The organism is Streptomyces sp. Ru71 (genome assembly GCF_002920535.1).
Lineage (GTDB): Bacteria > Actinomycetota > Actinomycetes > Streptomycetales > Streptomycetaceae > Streptomyces.
In genome coordinates this window covers 61796-81836 of record NZ_PQSS01000032.1, presented here as the reverse complement: position 1 = coordinate 81836, position 20041 = coordinate 61796, and the positions used below count along the sequence as shown (strand labels likewise).

Annotated in this window: 17 protein-coding genes; 9 read left to right on the top strand and 8 right to left on the bottom strand. The window is 72.3% G+C overall.

Annotated elements, in window-relative coordinates; all coding sequences use genetic code 11:
- Positions 1-304 precede the first annotated feature (304 nt).
- A complete protein-coding gene (locus C3489_RS20135; RefSeq protein ID WP_103783274.1) occupies positions 305-1462 on the top strand; it encodes a cystathionine gamma-synthase in 1158 nt (385 codons plus the stop codon).
- A 1-nt stretch (position 1463) separates the two neighbouring features.
- Here C3489_RS20135 and C3489_RS39460 read toward each other — a convergent pair whose 3' ends face one another.
- From C3489_RS39460 to C3489_RS20120, 3 genes are all read right to left on the bottom strand, one after another.
- Positions 1464-1712 carry a hypothetical protein gene (locus C3489_RS39460; RefSeq protein ID WP_103783273.1) on the bottom strand — a complete coding sequence of 83 codons (249 nt, stop codon included), beginning with the start codon at positions 1710-1712 and terminating at the stop codon, positions 1464-1466.
- Positions 1709-2215 (bottom strand): sigma factor-like helix-turn-helix DNA-binding protein, encoded by a 507-nt coding sequence (locus C3489_RS39455; RefSeq protein ID WP_103783272.1) that lies wholly within the window; start codon positions 2213-2215, stop codon positions 1709-1711. The genes C3489_RS39460 and C3489_RS39455 overlap by 4 nt, the downstream gene beginning before the upstream one ends.
- Before the next feature lie 181 nt (positions 2216-2396).
- Positions 2397-2903 carry a MarR family winged helix-turn-helix transcriptional regulator gene (locus tag C3489_RS20120; protein WP_181139761.1) on the bottom strand — a complete coding sequence of 169 codons (507 nt, stop codon included), beginning with the start codon at positions 2901-2903 and terminating at the stop codon, positions 2397-2399.
- A gap of 163 nt (positions 2904-3066) precedes the next feature.
- Between C3489_RS20120 and ilvA the strand changes: the two genes are divergently transcribed.
- From ilvA to C3489_RS20105, 3 genes are all read left to right on the top strand, one after another.
- Positions 3067-4296 carry a threonine ammonia-lyase gene (gene ilvA / locus C3489_RS20115; RefSeq protein ID WP_103783271.1) on the top strand — a complete coding sequence of 410 codons (1230 nt, stop codon included), beginning with the start codon at positions 3067-3069 and terminating at the stop codon, positions 4294-4296.
- Between the two features lie 189 nt (positions 4297-4485).
- Positions 4486-5463, top strand: coding sequence for an ATP-binding cassette domain-containing protein (locus C3489_RS20110; protein WP_103783270.1), 978 nt, complete (start codon positions 4486-4488; stop codon positions 5461-5463).
- On the top strand, positions 5460-6317 hold the full coding sequence (locus C3489_RS20105; protein ID WP_103783269.1) for an ABC transporter permease: 858 nt from the start codon (positions 5460-5462) through the stop codon (positions 6315-6317). Before C3489_RS20110 ends, C3489_RS20105 begins: the two co-directional genes overlap by 4 nt.
- 73 nt (positions 6318-6390) lie before the next feature.
- Here C3489_RS20105 and greA read toward each other — a convergent pair whose 3' ends face one another.
- Both greA and C3489_RS20095 read right to left on the bottom strand, forming a co-directional pair.
- Positions 6391-6888 carry a transcription elongation factor GreA gene (gene greA / locus C3489_RS20100; RefSeq protein ID WP_103783268.1) on the bottom strand — a complete coding sequence of 166 codons (498 nt, stop codon included), beginning with the start codon at positions 6886-6888 and terminating at the stop codon, positions 6391-6393.
- A gap of 177 nt (positions 6889-7065) precedes the next feature.
- Entirely contained in the window at positions 7066-7464 is a 399-nt protein-coding gene (locus C3489_RS20095) for a DUF4307 domain-containing protein (RefSeq protein ID WP_103783267.1), read from the bottom strand.
- 243 nt (positions 7465-7707) lie between these two features.
- Between C3489_RS20095 and mca the strand changes: the two genes are divergently transcribed.
- Positions 7708-8568 carry a mycothiol conjugate amidase Mca gene (gene mca, locus C3489_RS20090; RefSeq protein ID WP_181139760.1) on the top strand — a complete coding sequence of 287 codons (861 nt, stop codon included), beginning with the start codon at positions 7708-7710 and terminating at the stop codon, positions 8566-8568.
- Positions 8561-8830 carry a hypothetical protein gene (locus C3489_RS20085; protein WP_181139758.1) on the top strand — a complete coding sequence of 90 codons (270 nt, stop codon included), beginning with the start codon at positions 8561-8563 and terminating at the stop codon, positions 8828-8830. Before mca ends, C3489_RS20085 begins: the two co-directional genes overlap by 8 nt.
- Positions 8831-8943: 113 nt before the next feature.
- Here the strand turns inward: C3489_RS20085 and C3489_RS20080 are convergent, their stop codons facing one another.
- On the bottom strand, positions 8944-12150 hold the full coding sequence (locus C3489_RS20080) for a tetratricopeptide repeat protein (protein ID WP_103783264.1): 3207 nt from the start codon (positions 12148-12150) through the stop codon (positions 8944-8946).
- A 243-nt stretch (positions 12151-12393) separates the two neighbouring features.
- On the opposite strand from C3489_RS20080, the gene C3489_RS20075 reads away from it, so the two are divergent.
- Positions 12394-14427, top strand: coding sequence for a thioredoxin domain-containing protein (locus C3489_RS20075; RefSeq protein ID WP_103783263.1), 2034 nt, complete (start codon positions 12394-12396; stop codon positions 14425-14427).
- 565 nt (positions 14428-14992) lie between these two features.
- Positions 14993-16177 carry a glycosyltransferase family 2 protein gene (locus C3489_RS20065; RefSeq protein WP_103783262.1) on the top strand — a complete coding sequence of 395 codons (1185 nt, stop codon included), beginning with the start codon at positions 14993-14995 and terminating at the stop codon, positions 16175-16177.
- A gap of 7 nt (positions 16178-16184) precedes the next feature.
- Here C3489_RS20065 and C3489_RS20060 read toward each other — a convergent pair whose 3' ends face one another.
- Together C3489_RS20060 and C3489_RS20055 are read right to left on the bottom strand one after the other, a co-directional pair.
- The gene (locus C3489_RS20060; protein WP_103783261.1) at positions 16185-16913 is read right to left on the bottom strand and encodes a Mut7-C RNAse domain-containing protein; all 729 of its coding nucleotides are present in this window, start codon (positions 16911-16913) and stop codon (positions 16185-16187) included.
- An 85-nt stretch (positions 16914-16998) separates the two neighbouring features.
- Positions 16999-17745 (bottom strand): hemolysin III family protein, encoded by a 747-nt coding sequence (locus C3489_RS20055; RefSeq protein ID WP_103783260.1) that lies wholly within the window; start codon positions 17743-17745, stop codon positions 16999-17001.
- Between the two features lie 291 nt (positions 17746-18036).
- On the opposite strand from C3489_RS20055, the gene C3489_RS20050 reads away from it, so the two are divergent.
- Positions 18037-19857, top strand: coding sequence for a phosphoenolpyruvate carboxykinase (GTP) (locus tag C3489_RS20050; protein ID WP_103783259.1), 1821 nt, complete (start codon positions 18037-18039; stop codon positions 19855-19857).
- Positions 19858-20041 lie beyond the last annotated feature (184 nt).

Below are 20041 nucleotides of genomic sequence, written 5' to 3'. Positions count from 1 at the left end.
CCGGGCATGCGGATGTCCAGCTCCTCCTCGCGCACGAAGCCGTAGTCCGCGGGGTCCGCCGCGTCCGGGTGGCCGGGCGGGACCTGCTCGATCATGCCCCGCCGGCGCCTCAGCACCGGCAGCAGCACGACGGTCAGCATGGCCGCGGCCATCAGGGCCCACAGAATCTCCATGGCTCAAGCGAACCAGACCGCGCCGACAATTGGCCAACCCGTCCCGCGGGCCTGTGGAAAACTCCCGCGACGGGCAGCCGTACCGCCCGCTCGGGCGTCATCCGGCCACAGCGCGCACTACGCTCGGGCCCATGAGCGACAGGCACATCAGTCAGCACTTCGAGACCCTCGCGATCCACGCCGGCAACACCGCGGATCCCCTCACCGGCGCGGTCGTCCCGCCGATCTACCAGGTCTCGACCTACAAGCAGGACGGCGTCGGCGGACTGCGCGGCGGCTACGAGTACAGCCGCAGCGCCAACCCCACCCGCACCGCCCTCGAAGAGAACCTCGCCGCCCTGGAGGGCGGCCGCCGCGGCCTCGCGTTCGCGTCCGGACTGGCGGCCGAGGACTGCCTGTTGCGTACGCTGCTCAGCCCCGGCGACCACGTCGTCATCCCCAACGACGCCTACGGCGGCACCTTCCGCCTCTTCGCCAAGGTCGTCTCCCGCTGGGGCGTGGAGTGGTCGGTCGCCGACACCAGCGACCCGGCCGCCGTACGCGCCGCGATCACCCCGAAGACCAAGGTCGTGTGGGTGGAGACGCCGTCCAACCCGCTGCTCGGCATCACCGACATCGCCGCCGTCGCCCAGGTCGCGCGGGACGCGGGCGCCAAGCTCGTCGTCGACAACACCTTCGCCACGCCCTATCTGCAGCAGCCGCTGTCGCTCGGCGCGGACGTCGTCGTCCACTCGCTCACCAAGTACATGGGCGGGCACTCGGACGTCGTCGGCGGCGCCCTGATCGTCAGCGACCAGGGGCTGGGCGAGGAACTGGCCTACCACCAGAACGCGATGGGCGCGGTCGCCGGGCCGTTCGACTCCTGGCTGGTGCTGCGCGGCACCAAGACCCTGTCGGTGCGCATGGACCGGCACAGCCAGAACGCGGCGAAGGTCGCCGAGATGCTCACCCGGCACGCGCGCGTGACGAAGGTGCTCTACCCGGGCCTGGAGGACCACCCCGGGCACGAGGTCGCCGCCAAGCAGATGAAGGCGTTCGGCGGCATGATCTCCTTCCGGGTCGAGGGCGGCGAGGAAGCGGCTGTCGAGGTCTGCAACCGCGCCAAGCTGTTCACGCTCGGCGAGTCCCTCGGCGGCGTCGAGTCGCTCATCGAGCACCCCGGCCGCATGACGCACGCCTCCGCCGCGGGCTCCCAGCTGGAGGTGCCGGGCGACCTGGTGCGCCTGTCCGTCGGCATCGAGAACGTGGAGGACCTGCTGGAGGACCTGCAGCAGGCCCTCGGCCAGTAGATCACCAGCCGTCCAGGGGCGGTGTCGTGTCGGACGGCGGCACCGCCCACGGCTGCACCGTCGCCGCCCAGACGGTGAACGCCACGGCGGCCAGGGCGAGCAGCAGCCACATCAGCCGGCGGGCCGTCGTACGGCGGTGCAGCATCCGTGTGCCGCGGCGCACCGCCTCGCCGTACAGCTCCGGCGGCACCGGTACGGTCCCCTGCTCCATGATCCGCCGGACCTCGGCCTCGCGCTCCGGCCGGTTCACGACGGTGCCACCTTCGCCGCGACCGGGGCCGGCGCCGGGCCCCGCGGTGGGTGGAGCAGGGTCGTCGTGGCGCGGTGGCACAGGGCGCGGACCCGGTCCACGGGCAGGCCGAGCAGCGCCGCGATCTGCTCCTCGCCGACGCCCTCGAACAGCCGCAGCACCAGCACCAGCCGCTCCTGCGGACTCAGCCGGCCCAGTGCGGCGCCGGGGCGCGGCGCGGTGCGGTCCAGCAGGCCGCCGTACTGGTGCCAGGCGCTGCGGGCGAAGCGGGTCGCCAGGTGCTGGCGGGCGCGGTGGTAGGGGTCCTCGCCGCGCAGCCGGTCCCAGCACGCGTACGTGTGCGCGAGCGCCAGGGTGAGCAGGCGGCGGGCGCGCGGGTTGTCGTCGGGCGGTTCGGCGGTCAGCAGCGTGGCCGCGTGCAGCAGCCGCCCGGCCGCCCCCGCCACGAACGCCTCGAACTCGTGGGAGCGCCGGGCGCCCTGCGACGCATGCCGTTCGCGCACCGCGCCTCCCCCAGAGGGCGTCCGAAAAGGGATCGGGACCCCGGGGCCGTACCGGCGCAGGGGGACCCGATCTCATATGAGGCCAGCCGTGCCCTTTCGGTCAAGAGCCGCGCACGCGTTCGTCGCCGCCCTCGCGCGCAGGCACACGCGTGAGGGCGGCCTCAGCCGGCCGGTCCCGGGCTCAGGACGCCGGCGCGGGCTCGGCCGGGGGCAGCCCCTGGGACGCCATACGGGCGGAGAGCGCGCCGTTGAAGCGCGTCAGCAGCGTGCAGAAGACCTCCCGCTCCTCCGGCGCCCAGTCCTCGGTCAGCTCGGCCATCAGCTGACGCCGCGAGGAGCGCACCTCCTCCAGCCGGGTCTGCCCGCGCGGGGACAGCTGGAGCACCACGGCCCGGCCGTCCTCGGGGTGCGAGGTCCGCTTGACCAGGCCGGTGTCGACGAGCGGGGCGACCTGACGGGTGACCGTGGAGGAGTCGATGCCCATGCTCGCGGCGAGCGCCTTCACGCCCATCGGGCCTTCCTTGTCGAGCCGGTTGAGCAGCAGGTACGCGGCGCGGTCCATGGAGTTGCGCACCTGCCCGACCCCGCCGAGCCGGGTCTGTTCGGCGCGGCGGGCGAACACCGCCACCTCGTGCTGGAGGGCGTCGAGAAGGCCGGTGTCACCGACGGTCGTCATGTCCATCGACATTTCTGGTGTTGTGGGCATGGCCGGGGGCTCACTTCATGAAGGCAGCTGGGTTGGGGGACAGGTTACGCGGCCCGGCCCCGGGTCGTACCGACGCTGCGCAAACCCGGGTCTCGGTGGTTGGTCACACCCGCGCCGGGCACGCGTGAACTGCGAGACTTGAAGGATGAACCACCGCACGACCACCACCTTGCCGCCGGTCACCCTGGACGATGTGCGCGGGGCCCGGAAGATGCTCACCGGGGTCGCGCGGGTGACCGCGATGGAAGGCAGCCGCCGCCTGTCACAGCTGGTCGGCGCACCGGTGCACTTCAAGTGCGAGAACCTCCAGCGGACCGGGTCGTTCAAGCTGCGCGGCGCCTATGTGCGCATCGCCGGGCTGCTGCCGGAGCAGCGGGCCGCCGGAGTGGTCGCCGCGAGCGCGGGCAACCACGCGCAGGGTGTGGCGCTGGCGTCGTCGCTGCTGGGGGTGCGCTCGACGGTGTTCATGCCGAAGGGCGCCCCGCTGCCCAAGATCAGCGCCACCGAGGACTACGGCGCCGAGGTGCGCCTGCACGGTCACGTGGTCGACGAGACGCTGGCCGCCGCGCAGGAGTACGCGGAGCGGACCGGCGCGGTGTTCATCCACCCCTTCGACCACCCGGACATCATCGCCGGTCAGGGCACCGTCGGCCTGGAGATCCTGGAGCAGTGCCCCGAGGTCCGCACGATCGTCGTCGGGATCGGCGGGGGCGGGCTGGCGGCCGGGATCGCGGTCGCCGTGAAGGCGCTGCGGCCGGACGTGCGGATCGTCGGGGTACAGGCGGAGGGCGCCGCCGCGTACCCGCCGTCGCTGGCGGCCGGGCGGCCGGTGGCGATCGAGCACCCGGCGACCATGGCCGACGGCATCAAGGTGGGCCGGCCCGGCGATGTGCCGTTCGCGCTCGTCGAGGAGCTGGTCGACGAAGTCCGCACGGTCGGCGAGGACGCGCTGTCCACCGCGCTGCTGCTGTGCCTGGAGCGGGCCAAGCTGGTGGTGGAGCCGGCCGGGGCCAGCCCGGTCGCGGCACTGCTGAGCGAGCCGGGCGCCTTCGAGGGGCCGGTGGTCGCGGTGCTGTCCGGCGGCAACGTCGACCCGCTGCTGATGCAGCGCATCCTGCGGCACGGCCTGTCCGCGCAGGGCCGCTACCTGGCCGTTCGCGTTCGCCTGACGGACCGGCCGGGGGCGCTCGCGGCGCTGCTCGGGGTGTTGTCAGTGGTGGACGCTAACGTCCTCGACGTGAGCCATGTACGGACCGATCCCCGGCTCGGGCTCACGGAGGCGGAGGTCGAGCTGCACCTGGAGACCAAGGGTCCGGCGCACTGCGCCGAGGTCGGCCAGGCCCTGAGCGGGGCGGGCTACACGGTCATCGGCTGAGCCACCGGGCCTCACGGAACGCACCAGTTCGGACGCGGTCGCGTCACTCGTTCGAGTAAATCCGTTGAGCAACGCGATACATCGCGATACCGTGTGAGTCGCGGATCGTCGCACCACCTCATCCGTCAAGCGAGACAAACCACCCGAACCTAGGCTTTCCGAAGAATCCCCGATGACGTGGAGACACATATGCCAGGCGCCATCTACGCCGAAGGGCTGGTCAAGTCCTTCGGCGACGTAAAGGCTCTGGACGGCGTCGACCTCGACGTCCCCGAAGGCACCGTCCTCGGCCTGCTCGGGCCCAACGGCGCGGGCAAGACCACCACCGTGCGCTGCCTGACCACCCTGCTGCGCCCCGACCGCGGCCGCGCCGTCGTCGCCGGCGTCGACGTGCTCAAGCACCCCAACGACGTACGGCGCTCCATCGGCCTGTCCGGCCAGTTCGCCGCCGTCGACGAGTACCTGACCGGCCGCGAGAACCTCCAGATGGTCGGACAGCTCTACCAGATGAAGGCCAGGGCGGCGAAGGCCCGGGCCGCCGAGCTGCTGGACCAGTTCGACCTGGCGGAGGCCGCCGACCGCCCCACCAAGACCTACTCCGGCGGTATGCGCCGCCGCCTGGACCTGGCCGCCGCGCTGGTCGTCTCCCCGCCGGTGATGTTCATGGACGAGCCGACCACCGGCCTCGACCCGCGCAACCGCCAGCTGCTGTGGGAGGTCATCAAACAGCTCGTCGCCGGCGGTACGACGCTGCTGCTGACCACCCAGTATCTGGAGGAGGCCGACCACCTCGCCCACGACATCGCGGTCGTCGACCACGGCCGGGTCATCGCCCGCGGCACCTCCGACCAGCTCAAGGCGCGCACCGGCGGCGAGCGGGTGGAGGTCGTGGTGCACGAGCGCGAGCACATACCGGTGGCCGCCGAGGTGCTGCGCGGCTTCGGCAAGGGCGACACCTCGGTCGAGGAGCACACCCGCAAGCTGACCGTGCCCGTCACCGGCGGCGCCAAGCTGCTCGCCGAGGTGATCCGCGAGCTCGACACCCGCGGCATCGAGATCGACGACATCGGCCTGCGCCGGCCGACCCTCGACGACGTCTTCCTGTCCCTGACCGGACACGTCGCCGAGAACACGGAGAAGGACCGGGACGAGGAGACCGTGAAGTGAGTGCCCTCACCGACACCGCCCGGGTGGCCCCGTCGGGCAACCCGGTCAGCCAGTCCGTCCGCGACTCACTGGTGGTCGCCAAGCGCAACCTGATCAGGATGTCCCGGATCCCGGAGATGCTGATCTACGGCCTGATCCAGCCCATCATGTTCGTGGTGCTGTTCACCTACGTCTTCGGCGGGTCGATGCGGATCGGCGACAGCACCAGCGCCACCGACTACAAGAACTTCCTGATGGCCGGCATCTTCGCGCAGACCGTCACCTTCGCCACCGCCAGCTCCGGTGCCGGCATCGCCGACGACATGCACAAGGGGCTCATCGACCGCTTCCGCTCCCTGCCCATGGCGCGTGGCGCGGTCCTCACCGGGCGCACCCTGGCCGATCTGGTGCAGACGGCCCTGACCCTGGTCGTCCTCGCCGTGGTCGCGCTCCTGGTCGGCTGGCGGGTCGGATCGAACGGCGACACCAACGCGGCCAAGGTGCTCGCGGCGTTCCTGCTGCTGCTCCTGCTCGGCTACGCCTTCACCTGGATCGGCGCGCTGATCGGCCTGTCCGTGCGCACCCCCGAGGCGGCCACCTCCGGCGGACTGATCTGGCTCTTCCCGGTCACGTTCATCTCCAACGCGTTCGTCGACACCAGCAACATGACCCCGTGGCTGCGGCACATAGCGGAGTGGAACCCGTTCAGCGCGACCGCCCAGGCCTGCCGTGTGCTGTTCGCCAATCCCGGTCAGTCGCAGTCCGAGGCCTGGCCGATGCAGCACCCGGTGTGGGCCTCGCTGATCTACTCCGTACTGATCGTCGTCATCTTCCGCACGCTGGCGGTCCGCAAGTACCGCCGGGCGGCCGGCTGAACCGCCGGGCACGGCGAAGCCCCCGGAGTCGCTTCGGACGCCGGGGGCTTGCGCGGCACAGTCGCGGGGGCCGTCAGCCGTTGTACGGCTCGGCCTTCAGGATGCGGACCGAGGCCTTCTTGCCGTTCGGCAGCTCGTACTCCGCGTCGTCGCCGACCTTGTGGCCGAGGACGCCGGTGCCGAGCGGGGACTGCGGCGAGTAGGTCTCGATCTCGGAGCTGGCGTACTCGCGGGAGGCGAGCAGGAAGGTCAGCGTGTCGTCCTCGTCACCGTCGAAGGCGATCGTCACGACCATGCCCGGCGCGACCGCGCCGTCGGAGGCCGGGGCCTCGCCGACCTTGGCGTTCTCAAGGAGCTGGGTCAGCTGCCGCACGCGGAGCTCCTGCTTGCCCTGCTCCTCCTTGGCCGCGTGGTACCCGCCGTTCTCACGCAGGTCGCCCTCCTCGCGCGCGGCGGCGATCTTCGCCGAGATCTCCGCACGCGCGGGACCAGTAAGGTACTCAAGCTCAGCCCTGAGCTTGTTGTACGCCTCCTGAGTCAGCCAGGTGACGTTCTCGCTGGTCTGGGTCACAGGTGCTCCTCGTAGGTACTGGGATACAAAGCATCGCCCTACCCAGAAGAATGTTCCCTCATGGATGGGCGAAACCACGAGCCTAACAATTCACCGGGCAAAGGGGGAGGACATAAGCCGCTCAATTTACGTCAACGCAGGTCACGGCCTACGCATTCCGGGTGGTGGCGGGCGATGTCAGTCGCTGTGGCAGCCCAGCAGCTCGGCCGTCGTGCCGCGCGCGGTCGTACGCAGCGTGACGACCTGGTCGACGCGGGTGTCCGACCCGGAGAAGCGGAAGTCGGCCCGGCCGACCTCCGTGCCGTCCGCCGACTGCGAGCGCAGGGTGCAGTAGCCGGCGGTGCCGGCGTCCTTGTGGACCTCCAGATGCACCCGCACCGCGTTGTCGGTGGCCTGGAAGGTGATCACCTGGGCGCTGATGGCGGTGCCGGCGACGTAGTGCCAGCCGAACCAGCCGACCACCGCGAGCAGCACCGCGCCCAGCACGGAGCCGACGATCTTCAGGGTGCGGTCGGTGCGCACGTCCGAGGAGCGGCCGTAGCGCCCCTGCGGAAGCTGTGTGCTCGCCGTACTCATGATCGTCCTCTCGGCTGGCCCTCGGCGGGACGGGCGGGCGGACGGACGCGTCCGTAAAAGGACGCCCGCGGCCGGGCCCGGAATTATTCGCCGCCCGATTCGGTCACTATAGAAGCCGCCCGCCCGCCACCCGACCACCGCCCCTGTAGGACGTCCCTCCGGGACGACACGTTGAATCGCCCCCGCGGACACCGGGGCGCCGACTTAACCGAGGATTGAGTCTTGACTGACCAGCTGCGACTGATGGCCGTGCACGCCCATCCCGACGACGAGTCGAGCAAGGGCGCGGCCACCATGGCCAAGTACGTGTCGGAGGGGGTGGACGTGCTGGTCGTGACCTGCACGGGTGGGGAGCGCGGCTCCATCCTCAACCCCAAGCTCCAGGGCGACAAGTACATCGAGGAGAACATCCACGAGGTCCGCCGCAAGGAGATGGACGAGGCCCGCGAGATCCTCGGCGTGAAGCAGGAGTGGCTCGGCTTCGTCGACTCCGGGCTGCCCGAGGGCGACCCGCTGCCGCCGCTGCCGGAGGGCTGCTTCGCGCTGGAGGACGTGGACCACGCGGCCGGGGAGCTGGTGAAGCAGATCCGCTCCTTCCGTCCGCAGGTGATCACCACCTACGACGAGAACGGCGGCTACCCGCACCCCGACCACATCATGACGCACAAGATCTCGATGGTGGCGTTCGAGGGCGCGGCGGACACCGAGAAGTTCCCCGAGGCCGAGTACGGCCCGGCCTACCAGCCGCTGAAGCTGTACTACAACCAGGGCTTCAACCGGCAGCGGACCGAGGCGCTGCACAAGGCGCTCCTCGACCGGGGGCTGGAGTCCCCCTACGGCGAGTGGCTCAAGCGGTGGGACGAGTCGGACCGGCCCGAGCGCACGCTGACCACGCACATCCCGTGCGCCGACTTCTTCGAGATCCGCGACAAGGCGCTCATCGCGCACCGTACGCAGATCGACCCGGACGGTGGCTGGTTCCGGGTGCCGCTGGAGCTGCAGAAGGAGGTCTGGCCGACGGAGGAGTACGAGCTGGCGAAGTCGCTCGTCGATACCTCCCTCCCCGAGGACGACCTCTTTGCGGGCATCCGCGACAATGCCTGACATGAGCGCAAGCGTGAGCCTGGCCGTGACGCACCTTCTCCCCGTCGCCGCCGACAGCTTCGACAAGGACAAGGTGACCCCCGGCGTCCTCGGCTTCATCGTCTTCGCGGCGATGGCCCTGGCGGTGTGGGCCCTGATGAAGTCCATGAACAAGCACATGGGCAAGGTCGACTTCCAGGAGCCCGCCGACCCGGAGGCGGACGCCGGCGGGCCGAAGGGCAAGGGCCGGGCCTCCCGCCAGGCCAAGCCCCAACAGGGCTGACCGGAGGCCGAGCCCCGCAGGGCTGACCGGCCCCGGCCCGCTGCGGCCGGGTGCCGGCCCCGGGTGCCGGCCCGCCTCGTACGGGGCAGGCCGGTGCCGGTCCGGCCGGCGGTTCAGCCGTGGGCCGGGACCGTCACCCCCATCACCTCCCGGGCGTGGCGGTCCGGCGTCATGCCCAGACGCCAGGCCTGCCAGCCCGCCTCCAGGGTGACGCCCCGCTCCAGCAGCAGCTGGAACGCCTCCAGGTAGTCGCCGAGCTTCTCGTCCCGTGCGGGGTGGGAGGCGCGGGCCAGCTGGGCCAGCTCCTCCTGCGCCACCGCCGTGCCCACCTCCACGCCGCCGGGCGCCGCGTACGGCAGCAGGGTGCAGCGCAGGAAGCGCGCCCAGTCCTCGCCGCGCCGGTCGCCGTAGGAGGCGAACAGGCCGGCGGCCTCGTCGCACAGCGCCAGCGCCTGCGGGGTGCGCGCGTTGCCCGCGTCCACCACGGCCAGTTCCAGGCAGGTCCACGCCTCGCCGTGGGCGACGCCGATGCGCTGGAAGTCGGCGCGGGCGTCCACCAGCAGCTGCCGGGCGAACCCGGAGTTGCGCAGGCTGCCGGTCTGCGCCGCCCGCTGGTCCCGGGTGACCCGCGCCGAGTGGTGCCGGGCGCAGGCCAGGCCGTACACGTCCCGCATCCGGGAGAACATCGTCCGGGCCCGCTCCAGCTCGCGCACCGCCCGGTCGAGGTCGCCGGTCTCCTCCAGGGCCTGGCCCAGGTAGTACAGCGTCCACGCCTCACCGCGCGCGTCCTCGTTCTCCCGGTGCCGTGAGGCGGCCCGGCGCAGCGCGTCCACGGCCTCGGCGGCGTCCCCGTCGACGAGCCGGGCGCGGGCCAGCTGGGTCATCGCCCACGCCTCGCCGCGCGCGTCACGGGTCCGGCCGTACAGCTCCAGCGCCCGGCGCAGATCGCCGTCGGCGCGCGGTACGTCACCCATGCGCAGCCCCAGCTGGCCGAGCTGGAAGTGCGCCCACGCCTCGCCGTGCACCGAGCCGCCCTCGCGGTGCAGGACCAGGGACTCCTCCAGCAGGGCGAGGGCCTCGGCGGGCCGGCCCCGGTCGCGTTCGACGGCGGCCAGCGCGTGCATCGTCCAGGCCCGGTCGGTGGCCAGCTCCGGTGCCGCCTGCAGGTCCAGCGCCTCGCGCAGCTTGGCGGCGGCCTCGGTGAGGCTGCCCTGGTGGTGCAGGGTGATGCCCAGCGAGCACAGGGCGCGCGCGGCGCCCGCGTCGTGGTGGGCCTGCCGGTACAGGTCGACCACGGACGTCAGCGTGGTGCGCGCCTTGTCCAGCTCGCCGAGCTGGCGGGCCGCGATGCCGGTGCGCCACTGCACCGAGCGGATCAGCAACCCCTGGTCGACGCTCTGCGCCAGCTCGCTGATCTCGCCCAGCCGGTACAGGTCGCCGCGCAGCAGGCAGTAGTCGCACAGCGCGCCCAGCAGGTTCAGCACCGCCCGCTGGTCGACGCCCTCGGCGTGCCGCAGCGTGGCGGTGATGAAGCTGGACTCGTCGTCCAGCCAGCGCAGCGCCTCGTCCAGCGAGGTGAAGCCGTGCGGGCTGAACCGGTCCGAGCGGGTGGAGACGTTGCCGTCGACCAGCCGCAGCACCGAGTCCGCGAGGTCGGCATAGCTGAGAATCAGCCGTTCCTGCGCGGCCGTGCGCTCGGCGGGGTCCTCCTCGTCCAGCAGGCGGGCCTGCGCGAAGGAGCGCACCAGGTCGTGCAGCCGGTAGCGGCTGCCGCGCACATGGTCGATCAGGCCCGCCCGGGCGAGCGTGGTCAGATGCCGGGCGGCCTCCGCGCGGTCGGTGGACAGCAGGGCGGCGGCCGCCGCCGCGCCGAGGGAGGCGCGTCCGGCCAGCGCCAGACGGCGCAGCAGCCGGCGCGGCTGCTCGCCCTGGTCGGTGTAGCGCAGCCACAGGGCCCGCTCGACCGGCTCGACCGGGCCGTACGCGCCGAGGTCGCCCGCCAGCTGCCGGGGGGAGCGCGGGCCGAGCGCCGAGCCCGCGATGCGCAGCGCGAGCGGCAGCGCCCCGCACAGCTCGCGGACGCGTTCGGTGGACTCGGCGTCGTACGGTCCCGAGCTGTCCTCGGCGGCGGCGCTCAGCAGCTCCTCCGCGCCGGCCGCGTCCAGCGCCTCGACGGGGAGGTGGTGCACGCGGGCGTCGAGGTCGTCGGGCAGGGCGAGCGGCGTGCGGGCGGTGACCAGGACGAGGCTGTCGGAGCGCTCCGGGATCAGGGCGCGCACCTGGGCGGGGTCGCTCGCGTCGTCCAGGATCACGGTGACCGCCACCCCGGCCAGATGCCGGCGGTACAGCTCACCGAGCCGTTTGACCTGCTGGTCGGGGGAGGAGCGCTCACGGAAGAGCAGCTGCTCGCGGGGTGCGCCGAGCCGGTTGAGCAGATGCAGCAGGGCGTCGCGGGTGGACAGCGGCGGCTCGCCCGGGCTGTCCCCGCGCAGGTCGACCACGCACGCCCCGCGGAAGTGGTCCCGCACATCGTGCGCGGCGCGCACCGCGAGCGTGGTGCGGCCGCTGCCGGGCTCTCCGTGCAGGACGACGACGGTCGGCTCGGTGCGGGTGGCGGCGCGGGCCGCCTGCACCCACTGCCGGATCCTGGCCAGCTCGGCCCGGCGCCCCGCGAAGGGGCCGTCCGCCTCCGGGAGTTGGCCGAACGACTGCTCCAGCGCGGTGCGCCCCCGGGCCGCCGCGCTCTTGTCCGCGCCGCGCAGCTGCGGCCCCTTCTGCTTGCCGACCGGACCGGTGGAGGCGGCCAGCACCCGCTGCTGGTCCAGGAACGGGCGGATGCCGCGCACCTCCAGTGCCGTCAGCCACTGCAGCCGCAGCTGTTCCGGTCCGCCGGGCTGGCTCGCGGCGCCGGCGCGGTGGTGGGCGGCGGGCAGGTGCGTGCCGAGCGCCTTCACCACGGTGGCCGCCGCGCCCGCCACGCCGGCCGTCACCCCGGCGCCGACGGCGGTGCCGGCGCCGGTGCCCAGGGCGAGGTCGGCGGCCGTGGCGGCGACGGCGGCGACGGCCGCCACCAGCAGGGGAGTTGTGCCGCCCTGCTGGGCGTAGCGCTGTCTCAGGCCGGTGCGTCCGGCCTCGGCCTCCTCCAGTGCCCGGGTGTAGGCCCGGTACTCCTCGGCGGACGTCCGCGCGATGGTGTCCAGCTCGGCGCGGGCCCGTCCGAGCAGCACCTGCCCGTCGATCTGCCCGCCGGACCGGCGTACCTCCTCCTCCACGGCCCGTGCCAGGAGCCGCTCGGCCTCCGCCCGATGGTTGCTCAGCACGCCTCGTCCCCCTCCGTAGGCAACTCCCTTGCCCACGAGTGTCCTTCGCCCCGGCCGCGAGCGCGAGGGGCGGTGCTGATCACGCGGCGGGCGGGCGGGCCGCGCCGGGGCACACGCGGGCGGCTGACGTCCGCCTTCCCGTATCGGTTGGCATGTGCACGACCGCCCCTCGGGTGGGCCGCGCGATACGGCGGGGGAGTCGTGATGCGCGCCCGCCCGGGGTACTGCGGCAGGATGGAGACCATGCCGAACCGACTGGCGCATGAGACGTCCCCGTACCTCCTCCAGCACGCCGACAACCCGGTCGACTGGTGGCCCTGGGCCGCCGAGGCCTTCGAGGAGGCGCGCGAGCGGGGTGTGCCGGTGCTGCTGAGCGTCGGATACAGCAGCTGCCACTGGTGCCACGTCATGGCGCACGAGTCGTTCGAGGACCAGGACACCGCGGACTACCTGAACGAGCACTTCGTCAGCGTCAAGGTCGACCGCGAGGAACGCCCCGATGTGGACGCCGTCTACATGGAGGCCGTGCAGGCGGCCACCGGGCAGGGCGGCTGGCCCATGACGGTGTTCCTCACGCCCGACGCCGAGCCGTTCTACTTCGGCACCTACTTCCCGCCCGCGCCCCGGCACGGCATGCCGTCCTTCCGGCAGGTGCTGGAGGGGGTCCACCAGGCGTGGACCGACCGGCGCGAGGAGGTCGCCGAGGTCGCCGGGAAGATCGTCCGCGACCTGTCCGCGCGGGAGATCGCCTACGACGAGGTGGCCGCGCCCGGCGAGCAGGAGCTGGGGCAGGCCCTGCTCGGGCTCACCCGGGAGTACGACCCGCAGCGCGGCGGGTTCGGCGGGGCGCCGAAGTTCCCGCCGTCCATGGTGCTGGAGTTCCTGCTGCGCCACCACGCCCGCACCGGTTCCGAGGGTGCGCTGCAGATGGCGCAGGACACCTGCGAGCGGATGGCCCGGGGCGGGATCTACGACCAGCTCGGCGGCGGCTTCGCGCGCTACTCCGTGGACCGGGACTGGGTCGTACCCCACTTTGAGAAGATGTTGTACGATAACGCCCTTTTGTGCCGTGTCTATGCGCATCTGTGGCGGTCCACCGGCTCGGAGCTCGCCCGGCGGGTCGCGCTGGAGACGGCCGACTTCATGGTCCGCGAACTGCGCACCGCCGAGGGCGGGTTCGCCTCCGCGCTGGACGCCGACAGCGACGACGGCACCGGCAGGCACGTCGAGGGCGCGTACTACGTGTGGACGCCTCAGCAGCTGCGCGAGGTGCTCGGCGAGGACGACGCCGACCTCGCCGCCCAGTACTTCGGGGTGACCGAGGAGGGCACCTTCGAGGAGGGCGCCTCCGTCCTGCAACTCCCGCAGACGGAGGGCGTGTTCGACGCCGGGCGGATCGACGGCATCAGGCAGCGGCTGCTCGACGCCCGCGCCGGGCGGCCCGCCCCCGGCCGGGACGACAAGGTCGTCGCCGCCTGGAACGGGCTCGCCATCGCCGCGCTCGCCGAGACCGGCGCCTACTTCGACCGGCCCGACCTGATCGACGCCGCCCTCGGCGCCGCCGACCTGCTGGTCCGGCTGCACCTGGACGACCACGCCCGGCTGGGCCGCACCAGCAAGGACGGGCAGGCCGGCGCCCACAGCGGCGTACTGGAGGACTACGCCGACGTCGCCGAGGGCTTCCTGGCGCTCGCGTCCGTCACCGGCGAGGGCGTCTGGCTGGACTTCGCCGGCTTCCTCCTCGACCACGTCCTGGCCCGCTTCATCGACCCCGACTCCGGTTCCCTCTACGACACGGCGGCCGACGCCGAGCGGCTGATCCGCCGGCCGCAGGACCCGACGGACAACGCGACCCCCTCCGGCTGGACCGCCGCCGCGGGCGCCCTGCTGAGCTACGCCGCCCACACCGGCTCCGAGCCGCACCGCAGCGCCGCCGAGAAGGCGCTCGGGGTGGTCAAGGCGCTCGGCCCGCGCGTGCCGCGCTTCATCGGCTGGGGGCTCGCCGTCGCCGAGGCCCGCCTCGACGGCCCGCGCGAGGTGGCGGTCGTCGGCGCGTCGACGGACGACCCGGCCGCCCGCACCCTGCACCGCACCGCCCTCCTCGGCACCGCCCCCGGCGCGGTCGTCGCCTACGGCACCCCGGACAGCGACGAGTTCCCCCTGCTCGCCGACCGCCCCCTGCGCTCGGACGCCCCCACGGCCTACGTCTGCCGAAACTTCACCTGCGACGCCCCCACCACGGACCCGGCCCACCTCCGCCAGACGCTGCGCGGCTGACCGCGGGCAGGGGCGGGGTGCCGCTTTTCGGGCGGCGCACGCCCCGGCGGACCGAACCCACGGAACCCGCCCTTCGGCAGGGCGGGTCACCGGGCCGACGAGGCGTGCGCCGTCGTCGCAGGGCGGGTCGCCCCATCCGGCAAGGGCGGGATGCTCCCCCGAAACGGGGCCGGGTGCCACCCCAGGGCCGGCAGCGTGCCGCCGGTGCGGACGCCCCCACGGCACCAGCCCCACGCAGCCCCCCACCGGAAGCCGACCCCATAACCTCCCCCGAACCCCCGAACCCCCGAACCCCCGAACCCCCGAACCCCCGAACCCCCGAACCCCGAACCCCCGTAACGCCTCCCGCCGCCCCGGCGTTCACCCCAGCTTCTCCCTGTGAGGAAACTCGCTCTTCACCAGTAGGGCGCGTGTGCTTCACGGTTCGGCCTTAGCGTCGGTGGCATTCGCGCGACGGAAGTGACCATCGTCGCGGCAGGGGTTACGGGGATTCGTTGCCGATGTGCGTCCTCACCGCCGCCCAGCCGGTCCGCCGCATCCACACGACGACCCCGGGAGGCGTCCGATGAGCCACGAGTACACCGCGCCCGTCCCGGACCTCGGCGCCGCCGAGCTGCCCGAGCCGGGCGCGGTCACCATCGTCGTACCGACCTTCAACGAGTCGGCGAACGTACGGCAGCTGCTGCACCGCATCACCGAGTCGGTGCCCGCCCGGCTGCCCTGCGAGGTCCTCTTCGTGGACGACTCCACCGACGACACCCCGCAGGTGATCTCCGACGCGGCGAAGGACTGCCCCTTCCCGGTCACCGTGCTCCACCGCGACGAACCCGAAGGCGGGCTCGGCGGCGCCGTCGTGGAGGGCATCAAGGCGGCCGGCTCGGACTGGATCGTCGTCATGGACGGCGACTGCCAGCACCCTCCGCAGCTCGTGCCCGAACTGGTCGCCACCGGCGAGCGCACCGGCGCCGAACTCGTCGTCGCCTCCCGCTACACCGACGGCGGCAGCCGCGCCGGACTGGCCGGCGGCTACCGGATCGCCGTCTCCCGCGCCTCGACCTGGCTCGCCAAGGGGCTGTTCCCGCGCCGGCTGCGCGGCATCAGCGACCCGATGAGCGGCTTCTTCGCCATCCGCCGCGAGTCCGTCACCGCCGACGTCCTCAAACCGCTCGGCTACAAGATCCTCATCGAACTCGCCGTGCGCAGCCGCCCCCACCCGGTCGCCGAGGTGCCGTTCGTCTTCGAGGAGCGCTACGCCGGCCGGTCCAAGTCGACCGCCCGCGAGGGCCTGCGCTTCCTGCGCCACCTCGCCGGACTGCGCGCCGACGCGCCCGTCGCCCGCATGATCGGCTTCGGGCTGATCGGGGCGAGCGGCTTCGTGCCCAACCTGGCCGGGCTGTGGGCGCTGACCGCCCTCGGCGTCCACTACGTGCCGGCCGAGATCATCGCCAACCAGTTCGGTGTGGCCTGGAACTTCCTGCTGATCGAGCAGCTGCTGTTCCGCGACCGGCGTGGACACCGCCGCTGGTGGGACCGGCTCGGCCGGTTCGCGCTCCTGGCCAACGCCGACCTGGTGCTGCGCATCCCGCTCATCGCTCTGTTCGTACGCCACCTAGGGATGGGCGCGCTGGCCGCGACCGCGCTCGCCCTGGTCACGACGTTCGTACTGCGCTTCCTGGGGACCGAGGCGCTGGTGTACCTGCCGCGTCGCGGCCGCCGTACGGCCAGGGGGCGGGCGCGCACGCGCGCGTGACGCCGCCTCAGCTGTGGCTGAACTCCGCCAGGGCGCGCTCCACGATGGCCTCCAGCTGCTCGTGGTGGGCGCCCTTCCAGTAGGCACGCCCGCACTCCCGGCACTGCGCGAACACGTCGTAGGTGCGATGGGTGCCCTGCTCCAGCTGGTCGGCGACCTCGTCCTTGGTCGCCTCGCGCAGCAGGCCGTTGCAGGCCGTGCAGCGGCTCCAGGGCCGCAGCTCGGGGCGGAAGCGGTCCAGGACGTCGCGCAGCTGGTCGTCGGGGCGGGTGCTGTAGACGTAGCCACCGGCCCACAGCTCGCGGCGGCGCAGCAGGCCCCGGTCGCGGCTGAGCATCACCCGCCGCTCGGCGGCGGAGCGGGCGGCGAGTGCCGGGTCGCCGATGTCGGTGGACTCGTAGGCCGTGTCCACGCCGAGCAGGCGCAGCCGGCGGGCGAGGGTGCCCAGGTGCACGTCGAGCAGGAAGCGCAGCGGGGCGCCGGGGACCCGCTGGGGCCGCTCCACGGCCCGTACCGTCACCCGGTCGCCCGCCGCGGGGACGTACGACACCGGCTCCTCGCGCCCGTTCACGACCAGGCCGCCGACCTCGGTGAGCGGCACGCCGAGGGACTCGACGACATGGCCGAGCGTCGAGACGCCGTCGACGGCGGCGGGGGCGGCTCCGCGCCGCCGCGCCTGCGGGACGAACAGGTGCAGTTCGGGGTCGAACTCGACGTGGATCTCGGGTGTGTTCACCTGCTCAAGGATGGCACGGCCGCTCGCGCGGACAAGGAAAAGGGCCACGGCTCGCAAGCCGTGGCCCTTGATGCGCCGGGGGCGCTCACGCGTGCTGGTAGGCCACCAGGGAGATCCCGACGTAGTGGGTGATGAACGCGGCCAGCGTGAACGAGTGGAACACCTCGTGGAAGCCGAACCAGCGCGGGGAGGGGTTGGGGCGCTTGATGCCGTAGATCACGCCGCCCGCGCTGTAGAGCACCCCGCCGACGACGACCAGGACCAGCACCGCGATGCCGCCGGCCCGCATGAAGTCCGGCAGGAAGAACACGGCGGCCCAGCCCATCGCGATGTAGCAGGGCGTGTACAGCCAGCGCGGGGCGCCGACCCAGAAGACGCGGAAGACGATCCCGGCCGCGGCGGCGGCCCAGATGCCCCACAGCAGCCACTGGCCCTTGGCGCCGGGCAGGAGCAGCAGGGTGAGCGGGGTGTAGGTGCCCGCGATGATCAGGAAGATGTTGGCGTGGTCCAGGCGGCGCAGGAGGCCGTCCATGCGCGGGCTCCAGTTGCCCCGGTGGTAGAGCGCGCTCACGCCGAACAGCAGGCAGGCGGTCAGCGCGTAGATCCCGCAGGCGATGCGGCCGCGTGGGGAGTCGGCCAGGGCGGTGAGGATCAGCCCGGAGATCAGCGCGGCCGGGAACATGCCGAGGTGCAGCCAGCCGCGCAGCTTGGGCTTGAGCGGCTGAGCGAGCGAGTGTGCGAACTGGTGTGCCATCGAGGGCACGGAGGGCGCTGCGGGACCGCGGCCGGCAGCCTGCGTGTCCGTGGGCGCGTCGGAGGCAGACGCAGTCATGGCCCGCATGGTACCTACGCGACCGTAAGTCGCGCGTCAGCGCGGCACTCTGGGCCGTTCTGCGTAAAAAGACCTTCAGGTTAATCCAAGACGCACACAAAGAGAACGTAAACCCGCCTGGAAACCGTGGCCTTCCTCACGTCGCTCACCTGTGAGGCCCCCTGGACATATGGGCACACGTGTCGGATACGATCAAATGAGTGCGGTCGGCACCGGATGAGCATCACTCAAGCGTCCGGGTCGCAGCCCCCACGGGGCCACAAGGACAAAATCCCTCACTTAGGAGCAACCGTGGCGCGCGACAACTCGGCTTCCAGCGTCCCCACCGACCATCAGGAACTGATCTCGTGGGTCAACGAGATCGCCGAACTGACGCAGCCGGACAACGTGGTCTGGTGTGACGGGTCCGAGGCCGAGTACGAGCGCCTCTGCGAGGAGCTCGTCGCCAAGGGCACCTTCCGGAAACTCGACCCGATCAAGCGCCCGAACAGCTACTACGCGGCCTCCGACCCGACCGACGTCGCGCGCGTCGAGGACCGGACCTTCATCTGCTCCGAGAAGGAGGAGGACGCCGGCCCGACCAACCACTGGAAGGACCCCGCCGAGATGCGGGAGATCTTCAGCGGTGAGAAGGGCCTGTTCCGCGGCTCCATGCGCGGCCGCACCATGTACGTCGTGCCCTTCTGCATGGGCCCGCTCGGCTCCCCGCTGTCCGCGATCGGCGTCGAGATCACCGACTCCGCCTACGTCGCCGTCTCCATGCGCACCATGACCCGCATGGGCCAGCCGGTCCTGGAGGAGCTGGGCTCCGAGGGCTTCTTCGTCAAGGCCGTCCACACCCTGGGCGCCCCGCTGGAGGAGGGCCAGGAGGACGTTCCGTGGCCCTGCAACTCCACCAAGTACATCTCGCACTTCCCCGAGGACCGCGAGATCTGGTCCTACGGCTCCGGCTACGGCGGCAACGCCCTGCTCGGCAAGAAGTGCTACGCCCTGCGCATCGCCTCCGTCATGGCCCGTGACGAGGGCTGGCTCGCCGAGCACATGCTGATCCTCAAGCTCACCCCGCCGCAGGGCGAGTCCAAGTACGTCGCCGCCGCCTTCCCGAGCGCCTGCGGCAAGACCAACCTCGCCATGCTGGAGCCCACGATCTCCGGCTGGACCGTGGAGACCATCGGCGACGACATCGCCTGGATGCGCTTCGGCGAGGACGGCCGCCTGTACGCGATCAACCCCGAGGCCGGCTTCTTCGGCGTCGCGCCCGGCACCGGCGAGCACACCAACGCCAACGCCATGAAGACCCTGTGGGGCAACGCCGTCTTCACCAACGTCGCGCTCACCGACGACGGCGACGTGTGGTGGGAGGGCATGACCGAGGAGCTCCCGGCCCACCTCACCGACTGGAAGGGCAACGACTGGACGCCGGAGTCCGACACCCCGGCCGCCCACCCCAACGCCCGCTTCACCGTCCCCGCCTCGCAGTGCCCGATCATCGCGCCCGAGTGGGAGGACCCCAAGGGCGTGCCGATCTCCGCGATCCTCTTCGGCGGCCGCCGCGCCAGCGCCGTGCCGCTGGTCACGGAGTCCTTCGACTGGAACCACGGCGTCTTCCTCGGCGCCAACGTGGCCTCCGAGAAGACCGCCGCCGCCGAGGGCAAGGTCGGCGAGCTGCGCCGCGACCCGTTCGCGATGCTGCCGTTCTGCGGCTACAACATGGGCGACTACATGGCCCACTGGGTCGACGTGGCCAAGGACAAGGACCAGTCCAAGCTGCCGAAGATCTACTACGTCAACTGGTTCCGCAAGAACGACGAGGGCAAGTTCGTCTGGCCCGGCTTCGGCGAGAACTCCCGCGTCCTGAAGTGGATCGTGGAGCGCCTGGAGGGCAAGGCCGAGGGCGTCGAGACGCCGATCGGCATCCTGCCGACCAAGGACGCCCTGGACACCGACGGCCTGGACCTGGCCGACAAGGACCTGGACTTCCTGCTCACCGTGGACAAGGAGGTCTGGCGCGAGGAGGCCGCCCTGGTCCCCGAGCACCTGAACACCTTCGGCGACCACACCCCGAAGGAGCTGTGGGACCAGTACCGCGCGCTCGTCGAGCGCCTGGGCTGATCCCGCCCCCGCAAACCCCGCGGTCGGTTGAACCGACTGTGCCCTGACCATCTGCATCGTCACGGCCGGCCGCGGAGCAGACCGGCGAGGCAGCGCACAACGGCGTGCGCGGCCCCGGGCCTGCCGTCACCGCCCCGTCCGCCCCGACGCCGGTGGTGACGGCAGGCCCTCGCTGTTTCCCCGG